The 21,342-nt window shown below is 74.2% G+C and carries 20 protein-coding genes; 13 read left to right on the top strand and 7 right to left on the bottom strand.

Features of this window, described 5'->3' with window-relative positions:
• Positions 1 to 85 precede the first annotated feature (85 nt).
• Positions 86 to 1,411 (top strand): AAA family ATPase, encoded by a 1,326-nt coding sequence (locus ACGFI2_RS02560; RefSeq protein WP_393509399.1) that lies wholly within the window; start codon positions 86 to 88, stop codon positions 1,409 to 1,411.
• Positions 1,412 to 1,615: 204 nt separating this feature from the next.
• Here ACGFI2_RS02560 and ACGFI2_RS02555 read toward each other — a convergent pair whose 3' ends face one another.
• Together ACGFI2_RS02555 and ACGFI2_RS02550 are read right to left on the bottom strand one after the other, a co-directional pair.
• A complete protein-coding gene (locus ACGFI2_RS02555; protein WP_393509396.1) occupies positions 1,616 to 2,365 on the bottom strand; it encodes a hypothetical protein in 750 nt (249 codons plus the stop codon).
• An 8-nt stretch (positions 2,366 to 2,373) separates the two neighbouring features.
• The gene (locus ACGFI2_RS02550; RefSeq protein WP_393509393.1) at positions 2,374 to 3,831 is read right to left on the bottom strand and encodes an NYN domain-containing protein; all 1,458 of its coding nucleotides are present in this window, start codon (positions 3,829 to 3,831) and stop codon (positions 2,374 to 2,376) included.
• Between the two features lie 253 nt (positions 3,832 to 4,084).
• Between ACGFI2_RS02550 and ACGFI2_RS02545 the strand changes: the two genes are divergently transcribed.
• The 5 genes from ACGFI2_RS02545 to ACGFI2_RS02525 are packed head-to-tail and all read left to right on the top strand — an operon-like array spanning position 4,085 to position 10,749.
• Complete coding sequence (locus ACGFI2_RS02545) at positions 4,085 to 5,677, top strand: NERD domain-containing protein (RefSeq protein WP_393509391.1); 1,593 nt, start codon at positions 4,085 to 4,087, stop codon at positions 5,675 to 5,677.
• A complete protein-coding gene (locus ACGFI2_RS02540) occupies positions 5,674 to 8,061 on the top strand; it encodes a pentapeptide repeat-containing protein (protein ID WP_393509388.1) in 2,388 nt (795 codons plus the stop codon). The genes ACGFI2_RS02545 and ACGFI2_RS02540 overlap by 4 nt, the downstream gene beginning before the upstream one ends.
• Before the next feature lie 44 nt (positions 8,062 to 8,105).
• Entirely contained in the window at positions 8,106 to 8,414 is a 309-nt protein-coding gene (locus ACGFI2_RS02535; protein WP_393509385.1) for a DUF6403 family protein, read from the top strand.
• Entirely contained in the window at positions 8,411 to 9,763 is a 1,353-nt protein-coding gene (locus ACGFI2_RS02530; RefSeq protein WP_393509382.1) for a hypothetical protein, read from the top strand. Before ACGFI2_RS02535 ends, ACGFI2_RS02530 begins: the two co-directional genes overlap by 4 nt.
• Entirely contained in the window at positions 9,760 to 10,749 is a 990-nt protein-coding gene (locus tag ACGFI2_RS02525; protein ID WP_393509379.1) for a hypothetical protein, read from the top strand. Before ACGFI2_RS02530 ends, ACGFI2_RS02525 begins: the two co-directional genes overlap by 4 nt.
• A 27-nt stretch (positions 10,750 to 10,776) precedes the next feature.
• Here ACGFI2_RS02525 and ACGFI2_RS02520 read toward each other — a convergent pair whose 3' ends face one another.
• Positions 10,777 to 11,343, bottom strand: a complete 567-nt coding sequence (locus tag ACGFI2_RS02520; RefSeq protein WP_393509377.1) for a snapalysin family zinc-dependent metalloprotease — start codon at positions 11,341 to 11,343, stop codon at positions 10,777 to 10,779.
• 117 nt (positions 11,344 to 11,460) lie between these two features.
• On the opposite strand from ACGFI2_RS02520, the gene ACGFI2_RS02515 reads away from it, so the two are divergent.
• Positions 11,461 to 11,859 (top strand): globin, encoded by a 399-nt coding sequence (locus ACGFI2_RS02515; protein ID WP_393509374.1) that lies wholly within the window; start codon positions 11,461 to 11,463, stop codon positions 11,857 to 11,859.
• A 34-nt stretch (positions 11,860 to 11,893) separates the two neighbouring features.
• On the opposite strand, the gene ACGFI2_RS02510 is transcribed toward ACGFI2_RS02515, so the two are convergent.
• Complete coding sequence (locus tag ACGFI2_RS02510; RefSeq protein WP_393509371.1) at positions 11,894 to 12,661, bottom strand: SDR family oxidoreductase; 768 nt, start codon at positions 12,659 to 12,661, stop codon at positions 11,894 to 11,896.
• Positions 12,662 to 12,699: 38 nt separating this feature from the next.
• Here ACGFI2_RS02510 and ACGFI2_RS02505 point away from each other — a divergent pair, with 38 nt between their 5' ends.
• From ACGFI2_RS02505 to ACGFI2_RS02480, 6 genes are all read left to right on the top strand, one after another.
• Positions 12,700 to 13,137, top strand: coding sequence for a hypothetical protein (locus tag ACGFI2_RS02505; protein ID WP_393510069.1), 438 nt, complete (start codon positions 12,700 to 12,702; stop codon positions 13,135 to 13,137).
• A 113-nt stretch (positions 13,138 to 13,250) separates the two neighbouring features.
• Positions 13,251 to 13,964, top strand: coding sequence for a hypothetical protein (locus ACGFI2_RS02500; RefSeq protein WP_393509368.1), 714 nt, complete (start codon positions 13,251 to 13,253; stop codon positions 13,962 to 13,964).
• Between the two features lie 13 nt (positions 13,965 to 13,977).
• Positions 13,978 to 14,238, top strand: coding sequence for a hypothetical protein (locus ACGFI2_RS02495; RefSeq protein ID WP_393509366.1), 261 nt, complete (start codon positions 13,978 to 13,980; stop codon positions 14,236 to 14,238).
• The gene (locus ACGFI2_RS02490; RefSeq protein ID WP_393509364.1) at positions 14,235 to 14,639 is read left to right on the top strand and encodes a hypothetical protein; all 405 of its coding nucleotides are present in this window, start codon (positions 14,235 to 14,237) and stop codon (positions 14,637 to 14,639) included. Before ACGFI2_RS02495 ends, ACGFI2_RS02490 begins: the two co-directional genes overlap by 4 nt.
• A gap of 69 nt (positions 14,640 to 14,708) precedes the next feature.
• Positions 14,709 to 14,912 (top strand): hypothetical protein, encoded by a 204-nt coding sequence (locus ACGFI2_RS02485; RefSeq protein ID WP_393509362.1) that lies wholly within the window; start codon positions 14,709 to 14,711, stop codon positions 14,910 to 14,912.
• A 64-nt stretch (positions 14,913 to 14,976) separates the two neighbouring features.
• Positions 14,977 to 18,576, top strand: a complete 3,600-nt coding sequence (locus ACGFI2_RS02480) for an AAA family ATPase (protein ID WP_393509360.1) — start codon at positions 14,977 to 14,979, stop codon at positions 18,574 to 18,576.
• A 250-nt stretch (positions 18,577 to 18,826) separates the two neighbouring features.
• Here ACGFI2_RS02480 and ACGFI2_RS02475 read toward each other — a convergent pair whose 3' ends face one another.
• Genes ACGFI2_RS02475 through ACGFI2_RS02465 form a run of 3 tightly spaced genes read right to left on the bottom strand, consistent with a single transcriptional unit; the run spans position 18,827 to position 21,279 of the window.
• Positions 18,827 to 19,684: an ABC transporter permease gene (locus ACGFI2_RS02475; protein ID WP_393509358.1), complete on the bottom strand. Its 858-nt coding sequence runs from the start codon at positions 19,682 to 19,684 to the stop codon at positions 18,827 to 18,829.
• Complete coding sequence (locus ACGFI2_RS02470) at positions 19,681 to 20,694, bottom strand: ATP-binding cassette domain-containing protein (RefSeq protein WP_393509356.1); 1,014 nt, start codon at positions 20,692 to 20,694, stop codon at positions 19,681 to 19,683. Before ACGFI2_RS02470 ends, ACGFI2_RS02475 begins: the two co-directional genes overlap by 4 nt.
• Positions 20,695 to 20,724: 30 nt before the next feature.
• Complete coding sequence (locus tag ACGFI2_RS02465; RefSeq protein ID WP_393509354.1) at positions 20,725 to 21,279, bottom strand: NADPH-dependent FMN reductase; 555 nt, start codon at positions 21,277 to 21,279, stop codon at positions 20,725 to 20,727.
• Between the last annotated feature and the right edge of the window lie 63 nt (positions 21,280 to 21,342).

Genomic DNA, 21,342 nt, shown 5'->3' with positions numbered 1-21,342 from the left:
CGCTTCGCTGCCCTGAGTGATGAGCGCGTGTCGCGTTTTCTCGGTGTTCGGCTCTCCGCCGGTAGGGTCATGCGTCGTGCCAAGGATGGAATCGACGCGTGTGTTGGACATGCCGTCCGCGTTCGAGGCCGAGCGCGTCATCACCGCCGTACTGTCCGACCTGCACTCGGGTGTTCACCGGGGTGTCGTCGTCGACTCACCGCCAGGTGCTGGCAAGTCGACCCTGGTGGTCCGCGCGGCCGACGAGCTGGCCGCCACCGGCGACCCGCTGATAGTCGTGGCGCAGACCAACGAGCAGGTCGACGACCTCGTCGACCGGCTCGCCCGCAGGGCGCCCGAGCTGCGCATCGGCCGGCTCTCCGCGGCCGACTACCAGCCCACCGAGCGGGTCCGGGAGCACCCGACGGTCCGGGTCGCCGCGAAGGTCGCCGACCTCGGTGGGCCGGCCGTGACCATCGGTACGGCGGCCAAGTGGGCCACCGTCACCGAGGGCACCTGGCCGTGGGCTATCGTGGACGAGGCGTACCAGATGCGCGCGGACGCGCTGCTGCGCGTGGCCGGGCGGTTCGAGCGGGCGCTGTTCGTCGGCGACCCCGGGCAGCTCGACCCGTTCTCCACCGTCGAGACCGCCCGCTGGACCGGCCTGACCTGGGACCCGATGCAGTCGGCGGTGGCCACGCTGCTGCGGCACAACCCGGAGCTGCCGGTGCACCGGCTGCCGGTGTCGTGGCGGCTGCCCGCCTCCGCCGCCCCGGTGGTGTCCGCCGCGTTCTACCCGTTCACCGGGTTCCGCGCCGGCACCGGACCGGCCGACCGGGCGCTCACGTTCACCCGGCCGGGCCCCGGTGACGGCTACGACGCCTCGGTCGAGCTGGCCGCCGCCACCGGCTGGGCGCTGCACGAGCTGCCCGCCCGGCACACCGTGCGTACCGACGCCGAGGCCGCCGCGGCCTGCGCGGAGCTGGCGCTGCGGGTGCTGGCGCGCGGCGCGGTCGCGGTCAGCGAGGCCGCGCCCGGCGGCGCGCCGGTCACCGCCGACCGGATCGCCGTCGGCGCCGCCCACCGCGATCAGGTCGCGGCCATCCGCTCCCGGCTGGGCGCGGCCGGCGCGGGCATCACCGTGGACACCGCCAACCGGCTCCAGGGCCGGGAGTACGACGTGACGATCGTGCTGCACCCGCTCTCCGGCCGGCGCGACGCCACCGCGTTCCACCTGGAGTCGGGGCGGCTGTGCGTGCTGGCGTCCCGGCATCGGCACGCCTGCGTGGTGGTGGCCCGGGCCGGCATCGGCGAGCTGCTCGACGCCTACCCGTCGACCGAGCGGGTGCACCTGGACGTGCCGGTGAAGTTCCCGGACGGCTGGGAGGCCAACCAGACCGTCCTCACCCACCTCGACGCACACCGGGCCTGACGTGGGTGCGGCGTCGGTGACCTGATCGGCGACCCGAACCGTACGGGTGACCGAGTTGACGCTTGCGGAGGGTGACCCTACCCTTGCTCATAGGGGAGATGGTGGCTGGCGACGATGAGCTGACATGTAGTCGTGGTCCGAGCCGTCTCAATACCCGGCCCCAGCCTCTGTGCTGGGGCTTTCCCCTTTCCGGCGGGGCCGGGCTCACTGCGCGCCGGGTTCGGTCCCCGGCAACTGGTGCCAGGCGCCGCGCCCGCGCGGGTCGAACAGGGCCGTGTTCCGGCGGGCGTGGCCGAAGACGTCCACGTAGTCGAGGTCGAGCTGGTAGGCGACGGCCGGCCCGCCGTCGCCCGCCACCAGCGCCCGCAGTTCCGCCGGCACCGGCCGCCCGTCGCCGCGCAGCACGGCCGCCAACACGCCGCTGTGGCCGGCGCCGAGCGCCGGCACACCGGTCACCGGCCCGCTGCGGCCGTCCGAGCACCACAGCCTGCCGCTGACCCGCAGCGCGGGCCCGGCGCCGACGTTCTCCACCGGGATCACCAGCCGGTCCTTCGTGACCGCGAGGAACGCGTACGCCGGCGCCGGTGCGGAGGCGAGCGCGAACCGCTCCTCGGCGGGCGGATGCTGGGCCAGCATGCCGCCGGAGTCCGGGAACGCCACCGCCTGGTGCACCGGCAGCAGCAGCGGGTACCGGCTCAGCACCAGCGACCGGCGCGACTCCTCGAGCTGCCGGTCGGTGCGGGCCAGCGCCTGCCGGGAGAGGTGGATCGCGGCGAGCGCCCCGACGGTGGAGGCGATGGCGGCGAAGGAGCCGACGACCGGGGCGGCGCGCGGGGTGGGCCAGGCGACGGCCACCACGACCGCGGCGACGGCGGCGCACACCGCGACCGTCCCGGCGAGCGTCAGCCCGTACCGGCGCAGGGCGCGCAGGCGGGCCGCCGTTCGGCGCAGCACCGGTGCCCCTAGGCGGACGACGAGCCGGAGTCGCCCCAGCGCGTCCGGGGCACGGTGACCTTCTCGTCCCGCCAGGTGAGCGCCCGGGACTGGGCGAGGACGCGCAGGATCCGGTGCCGGTCGCGGGAGTCGTAGCCGAACACCGGCTCGGCCCGGGTCCGGTCCCGCACCGTCATGAACTCGAGGATCTCGTTCTCCGGCACCGGGCTCGGCGCGCGGTCGGCGAACGCGCGGTAGAGCTCGTGGTAGGCGGCCTCGATCGGGCGGGTGAGCGGCGAGTCGACGGTGATCGCGTGGCGCTCGCCGTCGACCGCGACGGCGTCGACCACGCCGGCCGCGGCGGCGTACCGGACGACCTGGTTGATCCGGCCGGCGGCGCGCCGGTCCGGCCCCTGCCCGACGCCGCTGGCGCCGACCAGATTGGTGAGGTTCCGGTAGGGGATCGAGCGCCGCTGCCGCCGGTAGCACTCCATGGTCAGCGCCGCGTGCACCCGCCACAGCGGCTCCAGGTAGCCCAGCGCCAGGTCGTCCACGGTCACCGCGTAGGTGTCGTCGGCGCCCTTGCGCACCAGCCGCACGCCGGTGAGCGCGTCGAGCACCCGGTGCAGCCGGGGCCCGTCGTCGGTCTGGAGCGGCCCGGTGCGCAACTGGGCGAGGGTGTAACCCTTCGGCCGGGCGGCGAGCCGCCGCAGGACGAAGTCGACGGCCACGAGGTCGGTGAACCGCCCCGGGGCGACGTCGAGGTAGGTGCGGGTCATGCTGCGGGGCGAGAACCCGGACTTGTCGCGGGCCGCCGCGTCGGTGCGGGTGACCTTCCGCCCGACGGACTCGACCAGCGCCCAGTATCGGCTCTCGTCCTCGTTCTCCAGGATCCTCCAGTCGGCCAGCAGCGCCGTGCGCTCACCGGTCTCCCGGCCGCCCAGAATGAACCCCCGGCGTTGCAGTTCGAGCAGGCCGATCACGTCCCGGCAGGTGGACGGCGGCAGCTTCCGCAGGGCGTAGATGTCGTCGATGCAGAGCGAGTCCAGCCCGGGCAGCGTGAGGATGCCCCGGAACTGGGGGGAGAGCCGGTCCGGGTCGCCGTAGACCACCGTCACCAGGCAACCGTCGCGCAGCAGCCGGCGGATCAGCGGGATGAAGTCCTGGTCGCCGGTGACCAGGACGAAGTGGTCGCACCCCTGGTGCAGGTAGTCCATGGCCAGCACGGTCAGGTGGATGTCGGCCTGCTCCTTGAGGCTGACCACCACGTCGGCGTCGATGAGGTGCTCGGCCATGGCGGTGGTGATGGTGCCGTCGAACCGCACCGCCGCCATGTGCTTGTAGTGCAGGTGGCCGCCGCACCTCGTGGTCGCGTCGCGCCACAGCGCGTCGACGATGCCCCGCTCGGCCAGATGGCCACGCTTGATCACCGCGCTGCTGAGATTGTCCCAGTCGACGAGCAGGACACCCTTGTTCCCGGCCGGCATCCGCGGCTCCTCCCCGAGCTGATCGAGCCGTACGTCGTTTCCGAATTCTGGCCCCCTGTCCTCCCTCTGCCGCTTCATCCGTTCGGGCACGATCTCCGTCAGTTGTGCGACGCCGTCGAAGCGTTTCGGTGTGCGGCGTGTGACCGTAGGATGACCGAAAGTCCATCCAGGACGGCAATTCCGGTGGAGCAGGGCCGGTCGGCGACGCGCCGACAATGTGGTTCCCTGTTCGTTCTCCACCCCGGAGGCGATCTTGGCGCGCTTCTACCCGAAGCACCTGCGAACGAACGCCACCCGCGGCGAGCGGGTCGTCTTCGAGCGACTCCGAGCGCTGAACGACTCGTGGTGCGTGCTGCACAACCTGTCGTACGTGGAGGCCGGTCAGTCGCGCCTGCGGATCGGCGAGGCCGACTTCGTCCTGCTCCACCCCCGGCACGGGCTGCTGATCATGGAGGTGAAGGACGGCGCCTACCGGGTCACCGGCCGGCAGTGGTTCGCCCGCCGGCGCGGCGACGACGTCCCGCTCGCCGACCCGTTCGACCAGGCCGTCCGCAACCGGTACGCGCTGGCCGGCTGGCTGCGCCGCAGCACCGGCATCCGGCACGTGCCGGCCGGGCACTGCGTCGTCTTCACCGACGGGCGGCCGTCGGGCAACCTCGGCCCGCACGCCCCGGACACGATCGTGCTGACCGCGGCCTCGCTCGAACACGCGCCGGTGCTGGTGGAGCGGGTCATGGCCCACTGGGACCAGCACGGCTGGACGAGCCGGGCGGACTTCGACCGGGCGCTCGACGTGCTGGCGCCGACCGCCGTGGTCGCGCGCACCCTCAAGTACGACGTCGACCTCGCCGCCGACGACCTCGAACGCCTGACCCGACGGCAGATCCGGCTCACCGGACGGCAGTTGGAGGTGCTGGCCGACACCTCCGGCAAGCAGGCGTCGCTGGTGCTCGGCGCGGCCGGGACCGGCAAGACGCTGCTGGCCCAGGAACGGGCCCGGGAACTGGCCGCCCGAGGGCTGCGGGTGGCGGTGATCGGCCAGCAGCGTGACCTGCGCCTGGAGATCCGGCGGCAACTACGGGTGCCCGGGGTGAGTTCCGGCGACCCGGAGGACGTCCTGTGCGACCTGTTCGGCGCCGAGCGCCTCGGCGGATACGGGGGCGAGCCGCTCTGGGCCACGGTGATGAGTCTCGTCGAGGCGTACGGCAGGCCGCTGGACTGCCTGATCGTGGACGAGGCGCAGAGCCACGACGAGGACCTGCTGGTCGCCCTGCGCGACCTGGTCCGGCCCGACGGCTCGGTGGTGCTGTTCGCCGACCCCTACCAGCGCGAACGGTCCGGCAGTTGGCGGCCCGGCGGGGCGTTCAACGAGTTCTGGCTGACCGAGAACTGCCGCAACACGCTGCCCATCGCCAAGCTGGTGGCGCGGGTGTCCGGGGCGCAGACCCCGGTCGACGGGCCGGGCGGCCGGCGGCCCCGGTTCGGCGACGGCACCACGGATCTCGCGGCGACCTGCGTCGACGCGGTGCTGGAGGTCCTCAAGGACCTGCCGGCCACCCAGGCGGTGCTGGTGACCGCCACCCAGACCAACCACGCCGCCATCCGGCGGCTGCTCGCCGAGCACGGCGTGCGGACCAGCGGCGGACTGCGCGGCGACGGGCTGGCGGTCTGCACCGTACGCCAGTTCCACGGGTGCGAGGCGCCGGCCGTGGTGTACGCCGACGACGGTGACGAGGACTGGACGACCAGCTACATCGCGGTCAGCCGGGCCTGCGCGTTCCTGCACGTCGTCGGCCGCCCGGACCGGTGGGAGCCCGTTCGATTCCTGATGGAGGATGCGCGATGACGCTCTACGAGGAGGCCGTGACGTTCCTGGAGTCGGAGGGGTGGTCGGTTCCCGGGGAGAGCCGCAGCGAGGTGGTCCGGGCGAGGCGGGCCGCGTACGCGGACAACAGTGAGCACATGACGGTCTGGTGCCCGGCCGTCCCGGACGCCGACGACCTGCACCGGCGCGAGGCGAGCCTGCTGCAACGCTTCGGCGAGGAGGCCCGTACGCCGGGTGCGAAGTTCCTGCTGGTCGAGTCCACCCAGGGCCTGTCGACGGACTTCCGCCGGCTCGCCAAGCACGAGTACAACGTGGACATCCGGGTGCCGATCCAGTTCTTCGACGCCCGGTTCAAGTGGGACGACTCGCCGACCTCGACGATGGCCGGCACCGCGGCCCAGCAGCTCAGCCGGGACGGCGAGGCGGCGGCCCGCGGGCGTACCCCGCAGCCGTTCCAGGCGGTCGGCACCGGGCAGGTCGGCTCCGACCTGCTGGCCGAGCTGGCCCGCCGGTTCGACGCCGAGAGCGGCTGGGAGCGGCCGATCGTGCTGGTGACCGCGCCCGCCGGTTACGGCAAGAGCGTGCTGTTCCAGTCGCTGTTCGCGACGCTCTACGGGAACTTCCAGAAGGCGAAGAAGCAGCTCCGGCGGGCGTACCGGCCGCTGCCGCTGCTGCCGGACTACGCGGCGCTGGCCAGCGCGCCGGCGCTGGGTCCGATGGTCGACGCGCTGTTGCAGACCGAGGTGGCGCGCCCGGTCAAGCAGCCGACCTTCCAGTGGATGCTCACCCGGGGTTTCGCGAGCTGGCTGCTGGACGGGCTGGACGAGGTCATCGCCCAGGACCCGGAATTCTTCGAGTACATCCGCGAGATCGTGGCCCGGCCGGACAACCCGACCACCCCGCGCATCCTGCTCTGCGTGCGGGACTCGCTGCTCAGTTCCAACCAGGCGCTGCGGGACTTCCTCGCGGTGGCGCACGAGTACGTCGAGGAGTTCCGGCTGTTGCCGTGGCAGCCGGAGTCGATCCGGACGTTCGCCCGGATCCGGCTCCAGGACGACGACCACCGCCTGCTCGGCATCCTGGACGCGAAGCCGCAACTGATGCGGCTCTGCGGCACGCCCTACTACGCGGAGCTGCTGGCCGAACGGGTCGCGCTCGGCCAGACCGACGGCATCCCGGACGACTACTCGGAGATGAACCTGGTCGACGACGCGGTGGACGCGATCATGGACCGGGAGTACAAGAAGGAGCAGTTGCAGGAGAGCATGGTCACCCGGCCGGACCTGCTCGACATCATCAGCGACGTCGCCGTCGCCGAGCTGGAGAACGACAACCGTGGCGTGCCGGTGCACGACATCGGCGAGCTCGCCGAGTTCGTGCTCCCGCCGGACCTCTCCGACGCCGAGCGCGAGCGGTGCACCGACGCCATCTGCCGGCTGCCGGTCTTCCGCGCCGCCTCGGAACGCCAACGGGTGCGCTTCGCCCAGGACGTGATCTTCGAGCACCAGATCGGCATCCGGGCCGCCCGGTACTTCGCGGTGAACCCGGTGCGGTTCGCGCAGTTGCTGGACTGCCGGCCCTTTCCGCCGGACTCCTTCGCCATCCGGGTGCTCTGTGCCCGGATCCGGGAACTCGCGGCCGGTGAGGAACTGCTCACCCGGCTGGCCGGCGCGACCGTCACGCCGACCGCGTTCCGCAACATGCTCCAGGTGCTCCTCGGGCTCCCCGACTGCGACCGGCTGCTGGTGCACGCCCCGCTGGAGCGGCAGAACCTGTCCGGCCTCACGTTCGCGAACCTGTCGCTGGCCGGGGTCAGCTTCCGCGGCGCGAACCTGGAGTCGACCCGGTTCCAGAACTGCGACATGACGGGCTGCGACCTGTCCGACGCGACGCTGCACGGCACCCGCTTCGACGCCTGCCTGTCGACTCTCGCCGAGGCCGACTTCGGGCAGCTCACCGGGTTCGTCTCCGCCGAGATCGACAACCGCCAGGCGATCGAGGACGTCGCGGACTTCGCCCGCCTGCTGGGCGCGGACGGCCGTCGGGAACGGCCGTTCGTCGGGCCCTGCCCGACCGCCCTGCAACTGCGGTTCCTGTTCCTGAAGTTCGTCCGGCCGGACGGGCACTACCGGCGTGACTCGCTCGACGAGAAGGGGCTGCTGTCGGGGCGACGCGTCGTCGACCCGGCCTCGGTGCTCACCGGCGCGGTCCGAGCCGGTTTCCTCACCGCCATCCCGAAACGCCGCCGGTACGAGCGCACCCACCACCAGCTCTACGCGGACATGGTGGGCTTCGCGCAGAACCTGCGGGTGACGCCCGCCATCCGGTCGCTGCTGGAGGACACCTGCCGGGTGGACGGGTGCGCCCACGTGGTCCAGGAGAACTCGACCGCGACCATCGACTGACTCCTCGACGCGCACCGCTGGCGGGGGTGCAGTAGAACAGGATCATGACCGCGAGCGTGTTGCCCTGGCTGGGCGGGGCCGTGGTGGCGGTGGCCGCCGGGTTCCTCGCCACGCTGCTGCCTCGACGCCGCGCACGCCACCGGGGCCGGCGGGTCGCCTGGTCGTCGGCGCGGGCGGCGATCCACGACGCCGCCGTCAGCCGGGACGCGGCGGCCACCCCGGTGCCCGAGGCGGAGCGGTTGCTGGCCCGCGCCGAACTGCTCGCCGCCGCGCGCGGCGGCGGCGCGGACGCGGCCCGGGAGGCGGCCGAGCACGCCCGCCGCGCCGACGAGCTGTGGCGGGCCGGCGCGTGAGGGTACGCCGGGAGCTGCTGCGCTGGTCGCTGCTGGCCGTCGCGGCGGCCGTGCTTGTGGTGTTCCTGGTCGCGCAGCGGCAGAGCGTCGAGGTCAGCTACGGGCGTTCGCCGTCGTCGGCGTCGCTGCCCGGGGAGGGTTCCGCCGGCGAGTTGAGCGACGCGGACGTGCCCTCGGTCGAGGAGATGACCGCGCTTGTGGCGGCCGAGCCGGTGGTCCGTCTGCCCGGCGCGGTCGCGTACTGGGACGAGGCGCGGGTCCGGGCCGCCGCCGGCAGCGGCGGCACCCGGATCCTGGTCGCCCCGCCAGGGCTGGACGAGGCGGAGCGCCGGCGGGTGAAGGACGTGCGGAACGCCGAGATCCGGATCGTCGGCACCGAGGTCAGCGGCGGGGTCCTGGCGGCCACGCCGGACGACCTGCCGGGCTGGCGGGCCCAGTTCGCCACCGGCGACGTCACGAGCCAGGTGCTCACGCTGCTCGCCGCGCTGCGCAGGCAGCCGTCCCCGCCGGACCGCGACGACCTGCGCCGGCGGGAGCCGACCGCCGCCGAGCTGGCCCCGGTCACCGCCGCGCTGCGCGCCACCGGCCGGTGGGTCGCGCCCGGCGCCACGCTGCCCCGGCTGCCGGAGCAGGCCGCGAAGGATGCCTTCCCGGACGGGGCCTGGTTCGTCGTGCTCCCGGCCCAGCCGTACGGGGCGCCGCTGCCGGCGTACGGGCCGGTGCTGCACCGGCTCGACCCGGACCGGCCGGTGGTGGTGATGTACGGCGGCTGGATCGAGTACCACGGTCCGGGCGCGGCCGACTTCGCCGAGGTGGCCGGCGCCAGCTTCTACGCGCAGTACGGCAGCCGGCTCAGCCGCTACTCCTATCCGCAGCTCAACGTGCTCGGCGCGTACCTGGCCCGGGTCACCGACGTGCGCTACGCGGGGCTGTTCGACAGGCCGCTGCCGTACCGGCCGTGGGATCCGCTGCGGGTGGCGCTGCCGGCGCTGCCGTGGCTCTTCGCCGGCTGCGTGGCCGGTTTCGTGGTGCTGTCGATCCGCACCGTGCGCGGCGCCGGTCGGGGCCGGCCGGGCGACCTCGGGCCGGGTGGCACGCCGGCGCGGCTGGCCGGGCTCTCCGCGCTGGCCGTGGAGCTGTCGTTGCTTACCGACGCGCGTAGCGACCCGGCGCTGGTGCGGGGCATCGGCCGGCTGCGGTCCGCCCGGTACGCGCTCGACGACGGGCTGCCCGACAAGCACGTACGCGGGTTGCTGGCGGACGCGGAGGCCGAGCTGGACGGCGTGGCCCGGGACGTGCGGATGGCCGGCTACCGGCCCGACGTCTACCTGCGGGGGAGGCTGTCGTGACCGCCGACGCGCGCCGGTGGCTGGGCCGGCTGGTCGGCACCGCGTTCGGCCGGGCGGTGCTGGCCTGCCTGGCGCTGGCCGGCTGGGCGTTGTGGTCCGGCGGGCTGTTCGACTCCCCGGCCGCCCGGCAGGTGCGCGCCTCGTCGGTCTACGCGGCGCCCGGCATCGACCTGGACCGGGCCGCCGCCGAACGGGTGATCGGCAACCGGCGGCTGGTGGTGCTGATGATGAAGCCGGGCACCGACCTGGCCGAGACCTGCGACGACACCGAACGCGCCACGCAGGGCACGCTGGTGCTGGCGATGAGCCGCGACGGCGACGACTGGGACACGTACGGCTGCTCCCGCCTCGGCGGCGACAGCCCGCGCGACATCGGCCGGTCGATGGTCGTGGAATCCGTGATCGGCCAGGGCGCGGACGCGTTCGTGGACCGGCCGGTCGAGGCGCTGAAGGTGATCGTGCTCAACTACGACAAGCTGGTCCGGACCGGCCTGGTGCCCGACGGTGGGCGCACCATCAGCCCGTCGCTGCCCCGCTACCTGCTGGCCGGCGGCGCGGTCGGCGGCGTGGTGGCCGGCGCGGCGGTGCTGTGGCTGGGTGGCCGCCGGGCCGGCCGGCTGGCCGACGCGCGGCGGGCCGGGCGGGACGCGCGCGCCGACGAGCGGGCCGCGCTCGGCGCCGCCACCGCCGTCCTGGCCCAGCAGATCATCGACCTGGACTCCGCCGGCGGTCCGGCCTACCGGCGGTTGGCCGGTGACTACGTCGGGCTGCTCGACGAGGTGTCCGGTACGGACTCCGGGGACTCGGTGGGCCGGCTGCGCGAGCGGGTCGAGGAGCTGAGCCGGCGGGCGGCGGACCTGGCGGCCGAGGCGGAATCCGGTCCTGGCGCTCGCGGGACGTCGGGGAGGGCGCCCGGCGGGACGCCGCGGCAGGCGGCCGGCGGGACGGCGGGGAAGGACCGGGCACGCGGACGGGGCCGGCGGTGAACCGCCGACCCCGTCACCGGTGCGTCGTCAGCGACCGGCGCCGACCACCGTGGCGGCCGGCCAGCTGCCGCTGAAGACCTGGGCGGGCGTCGCGCTGCGGGCGGCGAAGCCGAACAGCGAGTCGACCCGGGAGGCCTCGGCCGAGCTGGGGTACGGGTTGGTGCAGCTGGTGCCGGCGCTGCCGCCGGACATCAGGATGGCGCAGTTGCCGTTGTAGTTGTCCGGCAGGCCGAGGATGTGGCCGATCTCGTGGGTCATGATGCGCAGCGGCGAGTACTGCTGGGCCTGGTTGTAGTCGATGACCACGCGGCCGTTGCCGAGGCTGGTGCGCTGGGCGTAGGACCCGCCGCCGTAGGTGTAGTAGATCATCAGGTTCGACCCGCACTGGGCCATGTTGATGTTGTTGGTGTAGTTGTTCCAGATCGACGCCGCCTGCACCGCCGTGCCGGCGAACGGGCCGGCCTGGCTGGTGTTGAAGCAGACGTTGCGGACCGCGGCGGAGGCCGGTGCCGGGTTGACGGCGACCGCGCCCAGCGCCGTCAGCGTCACGGCCGCGAGGGTGGCGAGGATCCGGGACAGCTTCGGCGTACGCATGGTTCACACTCCTGGGGGGTGGGGGGTGTGTGGGACGCCGACAGCCTATAGATAGGCTTCTATCGATATCAAGAGCTTCGGTGAACTGATCGGGGCCGATCGTCCGTACCCCTGCACGTGCGGACGACCGAGCTGGTGACATGTGCCCAGGAGCCCCGCGACCGGCTCGGCCCGGCCGCCGTACGCGCGGCGGTGCACCGCTGGATGCGGCTGGTCGCGGCCGACGCGGAGCTGGCCCCGTACCTGCTCGGCATCGACCGCCGCCGCCTCGCCACCCTCCTCGCCCTGGCGATAAGGAAGGGCCCCCGCTCAACGCCTCCGGTAGCGGAGGGGGCCCCGCTCAACACCCCCGGGGTGTGGCCGGCGGCGGACGGCGGATGGTGCCGCCCGCCGCTTACCGAGGAGCAGCGGTGGCGTGTCCTCGACTATCTGGCCGCCGCGCTCTGGGCGCTCGACCTGCCGGTGGACGCGGTCGTCGACGCGCAGCGGGCGGTCGCCGGCCTGCTCCGGGCGTGACGGCACCGTCCGGCGGGCGGCGCGGGCGCGGCGGTCAGGTGGCGGCGTGCGGGTCGGCCGCGTTCAGCGTGGCGACCACCTGGTCGTAGTCGCCGCGGGCCTCGGCGTGCCGGAGGAACTTCACCCGCTCGACCTGGATCTCGGTGGCGTCCGGCCGCGTCTCCAGCAGCGTCACCACCTCGGCCACGAACTCGTCCAGCGGCATGGCGAACTCGCTGGTCTCCTGCCCGGGCAGCAGCCCGGTCCGCACCGCCGGCGGCACCAGCTCCACCACCCGTACGCCGGTTTCGGCGAGTTGCAGCCGGATCGACTCGCTGAGCATGTGGATGGCGGCCTTCGAGGCGTTGTAGCTCGGCGTGACCCGCAGCGGCACGAAACCCAGGCCGGACGAGACGGTGACGATGGTGCCGTCCCCGCGCCGGGTCAGGTGCTCGACGAACGCGCCGATCAGCCGGATCGGGCCGAGCACGTTTGTGGTCACCACCTCCTCGGCCGAGGCGAGGAACGTCTCCGGCGAGCGCCAGTCCTCGATCCGCATGACGCCGGCCATCGCGACCAGGACGTTGAGGTCCGGGTGCCGGGCCAGCACCGTCTCCGCCGCCGCCGTGATGCTCACCGGGTCGGTGGTGTCGATCGGCACGGTGTCCAGGTCCGGGTGGGTCGCGGCGATCTCGTCGAGCAGTTCGGTACGCCGCCCGCCGACGATCACCGTGTTGCCCCGGTCCCGCAGGGCGAGCGCCAGCGCCAGGCCGATCCCGCTGGTGGCGCCCGGGATGAAGATCGTGTTACCGGAGATGTCCATGCCCCCAGCATGGTCCGCCGGCCCGGCCCGGTGCAGAGATCCGTGATCGGGGGACCGCCGATCCCTGGTTCACGCCGCCGCGCGTCGGATACTCGGATCATGGACCGTGCTGCCCTGGCAGCGAGGTCTACCGCTGGTTCACCGTGCCGGGGGAGCGGCGGCGCTACCCGGTCGAGGACCACGACCGGCAGAGCCGCGCCCAGGTCGCCAACCTGCGCGCCGCGTACGGGTCGATGGGTCCCCGGTCGCGCGCCGGCGAACTGGTGCGGGCGTTGCGGGCGGCCAGTGCCGAGTTCGCCGAGTTGTGGGACCGGCACGAGGTGGCGCAGCGCTTCGCCGACCACAAGACGCTGATCCACCCGGAACTGGGTCCGATCGAGTTGGACTGCCAGGTGCCGGCTGCTCGCCGTGCTCGGGCACGAGCGCTTCCCGGCCGGACCGGTTTCCGGCGCGTGAATCGGGCACAGGAACGGTGATTCACGCCGCCGGGAATCCCCGGCTTTGCTGTCAACCTCCCGTCACGCCTGGTGTTCTGCTGATCGCTTCCGATCGATAGCGTCGATGCACTGCCGTCGACGAAGGGCCGACGATGAACGACAACGGACACCCGCTCGACCGTCGGCGACTCCTCGCCGGCGCGGCGGCGGCCTCGGCGGTCACCCTGACCGGCCTGGCCGTCGCCTCCACCACCGGCGCCGCCGCGGCGGCCCCGACCCGTACCGGAACGCCGCTTGTCGCCCGGGACCGGATCGCCACCGCCGCGCTGCGCGCACCCGACGGCGCCGCACCGGCGGTCGGGATCCAGGCCGACTTCCACGCCCGGCTCACCGCCTGGCTGGCGTTCTGGTCGGCGAACTCGCCCCGCGCGTGGAGCGCGCCGGCGCACCTGGTCGGCCGGATCGAGCCGGCCGGCGACGCGCTGGTGCTGCACGCGATCCGCTACCGCCGCGACGACGAGCTGCACGCCGGCTTCGCCGCCGCCCGGCGCGACGCCACGCACCTGGCCACCCTGGCCAGCCTGCACCACCACTTCCCGAGCGTGCGGGCCCGGCCGGACGGAACGGTCCGGGTCGGCGACGGGCTCGCCGGCTTCACCGGCGCGCCCGATCAGGTCGCCTTCGCGGTCGCCGCCTGCCGCGGGCTGTGGGGCGACCCGGCGGCCACCGCCGGGCGCTGGCAGGAGCACGCCGGCCGGGTCCTCGCCCGCGCCGGACAGCCCACCGACGCCGCCTCGCACGCCGGCTGGGCGGCCTTCACCCGGATCAGCCTGCGTCGCGGGCTGGGCACCGAATCGTACGAGTGACCGGAGGTAGCACATGGCCCGCAACGAGTTCCGCTTCGTGGTCGACGGCGTCGACCTGACAGCCGACCAGCAGACCCTGATCGCCGGCGAGATCCAGAAGGCCGGCCTGGCGGCCCTGCGTACCGCCAACGCCAAGCTCGTCAACCCGCTCACCCTCGGGCACGGCAACATCAAGCTGCGCCCCGAGTGGTACGGGCTCTGGGTGCTCGACGGCGTGCTCGCGCAGGACCTCGGCCAGAAGATCAACGACATCGGGTTCTGGATCCAGCGGTGACCGACGCCGCCCGATCCGCCGGCCCGCCGGAGCGGATGTGCCCGAGCACCCCGGCGTCGAACGCCACGGTGTTCCTCGGCATGATCACTCCGGCGGGCCGGGTGGCCTACGTGACGCCGGCCGTACCGGCCGAGGTGGCGCTCGCCGGAGCCGACGACTCCGACGAGCCGATCGAGTCGCGGGTCCGCCTCGCCGGCCCCTGCGTCACCTCGTCCTGCGGCTTCTGGACCGGCTCGCACTGCGGCCTGGGCGCCAAGATGGCCGCCTCGTACGCCGAGACCGCCCCGCCAGCCGAGGAGACGCTGCCGAAGTGCGCGATCCGGCGTACCTGCCGGTGGTTCGCCGAGCAGGGGCCGGCGGCCTGCCCGGCCTGCTCGCACGTGGTCACCGACGCGCGCTGAGCGTGCGCCGGCCCCTTGCTCCGGCCGTGCACCATGGGCCCGGACAGGGCAACCGTGGAGGAGGACGTCATGCGCTGGCTCATCGTCATCGTCGTCGTCGTGGTCGTGCTGGCGGCTCTGGCGTCCTGGCGTCGCTTCCGGCGCGAGCCGGGCGATCCGACCGCCCAAGCCCGCGACCTGGCGGCGTCGGCGGAGGCCCGCCGCCGGCTCGACGACCACCGCAACCCGACGGACGGCAGCAACCTGCGCAGCAGCGGAGGCGGCAGCCTCTGAGCCGTCGAGCACGATCGCATGCGTGCTCCGGCCTGTCGGAGGTGTCGACTAGCGTCGGGAGGTCATGGAGCCGCGGTTCGGCGAGGAGATCATCGGGCGGGAGCACCCGGCCGGGTTGCTGCGCGCCGAGGTGACGCGCGTGGTCGACAGCCACGGCGGCCTGGTCCTGGTCACCGGCGAGCCGGGCATCGGCAAGACCACCCTGGTCTCGGCCGCCGCCGACGAGGCCCGCCGGCGCGGGGCGCTGGTGCTCGGCGCCGCCTGCTGGGACTCCGACACCGCCCCCGACTACTGGCCCTGGGTGCAGGTGCTGCGCCGGCTGGCCCGGACCACCGGCGACGACCCCGCGCCGGCCCGGCAGGCCGCCGACGCCGGGCTGGTGGCCCTGCTCGGCGAGCGCGCCGCCGGGGGCGCCGCAGTCGGCGACCGGGCCGCAGGCGGCGAGCGCGGGTCCGGCGACGACCCGGTCGAGCCGGGTGACGACGGCGGGCGGGCCGAGTTCGCCAGGCACGACGCGGTGACCACCGCGCTGGTCGCGGTCGCCCAGCACCGGCCGGTCGTGGTGGTCCTCGACGACCTGCACTGGGCCGATCCGGCGTCGCTGCGGCTGCTCCAGTTCGCCACCCAGCACACCTGGTTCGAACGGCTGCTGCTGATCGGCACCTACCGGGACGCCGAGGTCGAGGCCGGCGACCACCGGCTGCGGCCGCTGTTGCTGCCGTTGACCGCCAAGGCCAGCACGGTGACGCTGACCGGCCTGGACCGCGACGAGGTGGCCGCCCTGATCAGGCGCACCGCCGGCCGGGAGCCCGACGCGGGCCTCGTCGACGAGGTGCACAGGCGCACCGGCGGCAATCCGTTCTTCGTCGAGCAGACCGCCCGGCTCTGGCACACCGACGGCCTCGCCGACACCATCGCCCCCGGCGTACGGGAGGCGGTGCGTCGCCGGCTCGACCAACTGCCCGCCCCGGTGGTCGAGGCGTTGACCGTGGCCGCCGTGCTCGGCCGCGAGTTCCACCGGCAGACGCTGGCCGCCTGCGTACCCGCTCCGGTCGCGCAGGTCGACCGGCTGCTCGACCGGGCCGCCGCCGCCCGGCTGGTGCTGGCCCGGGGCGGCGGCCGGTTCGCCTTCGTGCACGACCTGGTCCGCGAGACGCTCTACGACGGGCTCCCGGAGAACGAGCGCCGCGACCGGCACGCCGCCGTGGTCCGGGCCGTCGACCGGTCCGACGCGCTCGCCGGCCGGCTCATCCCGACCGACCTGGCCCGGCACGCCTGGCTCGCCGGCGCCGAGCTGGATCCGGTACGCGCCGGTGACCTGCTGGTGGCCGCCGCGCGGGACGCCGGCGGGCGGCTGGCGGTGGAGGAGTCGGTGCGGCACTTCCGGCGTGCGCTGCACCTGACCGACGAGCCGGCCCGGCGGGTCCGGGTGCTGCTGGAGCTGGCCGGGCTGCTGCACCACGCCGGCACGCCGGGCGAGGCCGAACAGCTGCTGGTCGACGCCGCCGCGCTCGCCCGCGGGCTGGCCGAGCCGGCGGTGCTGGCCCGGGTGGCGCTCACCGCCCGCAGCCAGCACTCGGCCACCCGTCGCCGCCTCGACGCCGACGCGCTGGTCCGGGAGGCGTACGCGCGGTTGATCGGCCCGCCCGAGCCGGAGCGGTCGCCGCGTGCCCTGGTCACCGACCTGATCACCGCCACCGAGACGCTGGCCCGGCACGGCCGCGACGACGAGGCGCTGACCTTCAGTCTGTGGGCCCGCCACGACACCACCTGGGGGCTCGGCACCGCCCAGGAGCGGGCCGTGGTCACCGCGGAGATCCGGGAGGTGGCCCGCCGCGGCGGCGACCGCGACACCGAGCTGTGGGCGACCTCGCTGCGCTGGGTGGCGCTGCTGGAGCTGGGCGACCCGGGCTACCGGCACGAGCTGGCGGCGTTCGTCAGCGGCTGCCGGGCGGGCGACGTGGCCCGGCAACGGATGGCAGCGGCCGTCGACGGTGGCATCATCGCCGCCTTCCGGGGCGACTTCGCCGCCGCCGAGGCGAACTACGCCGAGATGGAGGGCTACGGCGAGTGGGAGCACTCCGACCACGCCTTCATGGCGCACCACCTGCGCTGGTCCCTGCTGCTGCTGCGGGGGCGCCTGGCCGAGGCCGAGGCGCTGCTCGACCAGCCCGGCGCGGCCAGCCACCCGCAGGTGGAGCTGCTGCGCGCGATCACCGCCGCCGAGCGCGGCGACACGGCGACCCTGCTGCGGCTCACCGGCGGGATCGAGGCCGCCGGCACCGCGTACCCCGGACCGGTGTCGACGCTGTGGCTGCGGTCGCGGGCCCAGGCGGCGGCCGCGGACGGTGACCCCCGCCGCTGCGCCGAGGCGCGGGCGGCCCTGACGCCGCACCGGGGGCGGTGGCTGGTCGCGCTGTTCGGCTGCGACATCGGCGGCCCGGTCGACCTCTGGCTGGCCGGGGTGGACGCCGCGCAGCGGAGGTGGGACGACGCGGTCGCCGGCTACGCGGCGGCCCGGGACGCCGCGGACCGGCTCGACGCCCGTCCCTGGTCGGTGCTCGGCCGGGCCGGGCTGGTGACCGCGCTGCTCGGGCGCGGCGGTCCGGGCGACGCGGCCGAGGCGGCCCGGCTGCGGGCCGAGACGGAGGCGGAGACGCGCGAGCTGGGCATGGCGCACGTGGTCGAGCGGCTGGGCGCCGCCGGGTCGCCGGCCGCTTCCGCCGGGCCCGAGGCCGCTTCCGCCCTGACGGCGGGCGCTTCCGGCCGCGTGGTAGTTGCCTCTGGCGAGGATGCGTCCGGCGCGGTGGTGGCCGGCCTCCCGGTGCCGGCTCCGCCGGTCGGGGCCGCCGTGGCGGTCGCTCCGGGCGAGGGCGTACAGCCCGGCATGGCAGGTGGCCCCGGCGTCAGCGGTTGGTCCGGCGTGGCGATCGACGCGGGTGCGGGCGGTCGGCCCGGCTCGGCGGGCGAGCGGGGTGCGGGCGATCGGCCCGGCTCGGCGGGCGAGCGGGGTGCGGGCGGTCCCGGTCCGGTGGGCGGCCACGGTGCCGGCGCCACCGGCGGTCCGGGTGTGGCGGGGGTCGAGGGTTCCGGCGTGGCCGGTCGGGCCGGCGCGGGCCGGCCCGAGTTCTGCTTCGACGGGTCGGTGTGGCGGCTCGCCTGGGCGGGCGCGGTGGTGCACCTGCCCGACGCGAAGGGCCTGCACGACCTGCGGTTGCTGCTGAGCCGACCCGGTGTCGACGTGCCCGCGGTAGAGCTGCTGGACCCGGCGGCCGGCGCGGAACTGGTCGCCGCCCGCCGGCTCGGCGCCGACCCGGTGCTCGACGACGAGGCGAAGACCCGCTACCGGCAACACCTGCTGCGGCTCGACGACGAGATCGACCGGGCCGCGTCGCGCGACGACGAGCGGCGGCTGGCCGCACTGGACGCCGAACGCGCCGCCCTGCTCGACCAGTTGCGGGCCGCCGCCGGGCTGGCCGGGCGCAGCCGCCGGCTCGGTGACCAGGCCGAGCGGGCTCGCAAGGCGGTGACCGGCCGGATCCGGGACACGCTCCGGCGGATCGAGCAGCGGCACCCGGCGCTCGCCGCCCACCTGCGCGACTCGGTCACCACGGGCGGCACCTGCCGCTACCTCCCGGCCGAGCCGGTGCCCTGGAAACTCTGACCGATGCCACCCGAGATCTTGGAAAGAAACGGCCCCCTGGAGGGCACTTTCCTTCCAAGATCTCTCCGGCTCCCGGCAGGTGAGCAGGCTCGCCCGTCAGATGGGAGTGCGGTGCCGCCGCCCCCCAATCACGAATCGAGAGAAGGCGGCCGGGCGCTGGGTTGATCAACACCGTTACGCCGAGGTGGTGAGGTCCGGGTTGCGCGGACCCCGCCACCTCGGCGAGCTGGTGGGGATCAACCCCGCCTGATCAGCGACGGTTGTAGCGGCGCATGGTGAGCGCGCCGAAGACCACTACGAAACCGGCGCTCCACAGCAGCAACCACATCGTGTTCGTGGCGTCCGTGGTGCCGGCCATCGCGGCGCGCACCGAGGCGACCAGGTGGGTGACCGGGTTGACCTTGACGAACGCCTGCAACCAGCCGGGCATGGTGGACGGCTCGACGAACACGTTGCTCAGGAACGTCAGCGGGAACAGCACCATCATGCTGACGCCCATCACCGACTTCTCGCTGCGCAGCACCAGCCCGAAGAACGTCCACACCCAGGAGAACGCGAACGAGAAGATCACCAGCAGGCCGATCCCGGCGAGCACCCCGGGCAGCCCGCCGTCGGGACGGAAACCGAGCACCAGCCCCACGGCCAGGATGACCACCGCGGCCAGGATGTAGCGCAGCACGTCGCCGAAGATCATGCCGACCAGCGCCGCCGGCCGCCACACCGGCAGGGTACGGATCCGGTCGAAGACACCCTTCTCGATGTCGTTGTTCAGCCCGACCCCGGTGTACATGGTGATCATCACGACGCTGGTGACCATGATGCCGGGCAGGAAGAACTGCAGGTACGCCCGCGGGCTGTCGGCGAGCGCGCCGCCGAACAGGTAGGTGAACATCAGCACCATGATGATCGGGAACGCGGTCACGTCGAACAGCTGCTCCGGCACGTGCTTGATCTTCAGCACGGCCCGCCAGCCGAACGTCAGCGACGCGGAGAGCGCGCTCGGCCGGGCCGGCCGCTCCCCGGGCGCGAGCACGGTGGCCAGCGCCTCGGTGGACGGCACGTAGACCGACGGGGCCCGCCCGGTCGCGGTGGTCGCGGTGTCGCTCATCGGGCCGCCTCCAGCTCGTCGTCCCGCTCGTCGGTCGCGACGGCCGGGTGGTCGGTCAGGGCCAGGAACACCTCGTCCAGGCTGGGCTGGCCGAGGGAGAAGTCGTCCACCACGATGCCGGCGCGGGCCAGCTCGCCGAGCGCGCGGGCGGCCTGCTCGCCGGCCTCCAGGTCGGTGCCGTCCTCGCCGACCCGGGCGGTCAGCGCCACCGGGTCCGCCGCGAGCTGCACCGGCACGTTCAGCGCGGTCCGCAGCAGCTGCTCGGCCCGGGGCCGCTGCCCGGCGTCGCGCAGTCGCACGTGGACGGTGCCGGAGCCGATCGACGACTTCAACTCGCCCGGGGTGCCCTCCGCGATCACCCGGCCGTGGTCGACGACCGCGATCCGCCCGGCGAGCTGGTCGGCCTCGTCCAGGTACTGCGTGGTCAGCAGCACCGTGGTGCCGTGCGCCACCACCGCCCGGACGATCTCCCACACCTGGTTGCGACTGCGCGGGTCCAGCCCGGTGGTGGGCTCGTCCAGGAAGAGCAGGTCCGGCGTGTTCAGGATGCTCGCCGCGATGTCGATGCGCCGCCGCATCCCGCCGGAGTACTTCTTCACCTGCCGGCCGGCGGCCTCGGTCAGCCCGAACGCGGCGAGCAGCGCCTCGGCCCGCTCCCGCGCCGCCGGCCGGCCCAGTCCGAGCAGCCGGCCCAGCAGGATCAGGTTCTCCGCCCCGGTCAGGTCCTCGTCCAGCGAGGCGTACTGGCCGGTCAGGCTCATCCGGGCGCGGACCGCGTCGGCCTCGGTGACGACGTCGTGGCCGAAGACCCGGGCCGTGCCGCCGTCGGGACGCAGCAGCGTTGCCAGCACGCGGACGGCGGTGGTCTTGCCGGCGCCGTTGGGCCCGAGCATCCCGTACACGGTGCCGGCGGGGACCCGCAGGTCCAGGCCGTCGAGCGCCCGGGTCGAGCCGAACGACCGGACCAGGCCGTCGGCCTCGACGGCCAGGCCGGTGTTCCGGTTACTCATGATCATTACCCCTCTCTCCGTGGGTGGTTCTCAGCAGGCGTACGGGCGTGCCGCGCGACCCTCGCGCAACGCCAGCCCCCACCAGCACAGCTCGTCGAGGAGCAGCCGGACGTCCTGCCGGAGCCGTTCCTCGCCGTGCCCGGAGGGCTCGCCGTCGAGCAGGTCGACGCCGACGGTGTCCCGCACGGTCATCGCGTGCAGCGCGGTGAAGACCGTCCGGAGCTGGTCGACCGCGTGCAGGCCGACCGACCGGCAGCCGTACGAGACGAAGCCGACCGGCTTGGCCTGCCACTCGTCGTACGCGAAGTCGATCGCCTGTTTCAACGAGGCCGGGAAGCTGTGGTTGTACTCCGGGGTGACCACGACGAACGCCTCCGCCTCCGCCACCTGCCGGACGAACTCCCGCATCGACGGCGTGGGCTCGGCGGGCAGCGCGGCCGGGAACGCGTACCCGGCCAGGTCGAGTTCGTGCACGACCAGCCCGGCCCGGCCGCGGGCCTGAGCGGCGAACCAGCGACCGATCCGGTCGCCGACCCGCCCCTCCCGGGTGCTGCCGATGATCACGGCGAGCCGTAACGGCGTCATGCCACCCTCCCTCGCTGCCGGCCTCACCCGACAGGCGCCAGAAGGCCCGCCAGATCGGATCTG

Origin of the sequence: Micromonospora sp. NPDC049282 (assembly GCF_043197045.1) — a bacterium.
Classification (GTDB): Bacteria; Actinomycetota; Actinomycetes; order Mycobacteriales; family Micromonosporaceae; genus Micromonospora.
The sequence above is the reverse complement of the archived record's forward strand: the minus strand, read 5'-3'. Positions and strand labels throughout refer to the sequence as shown.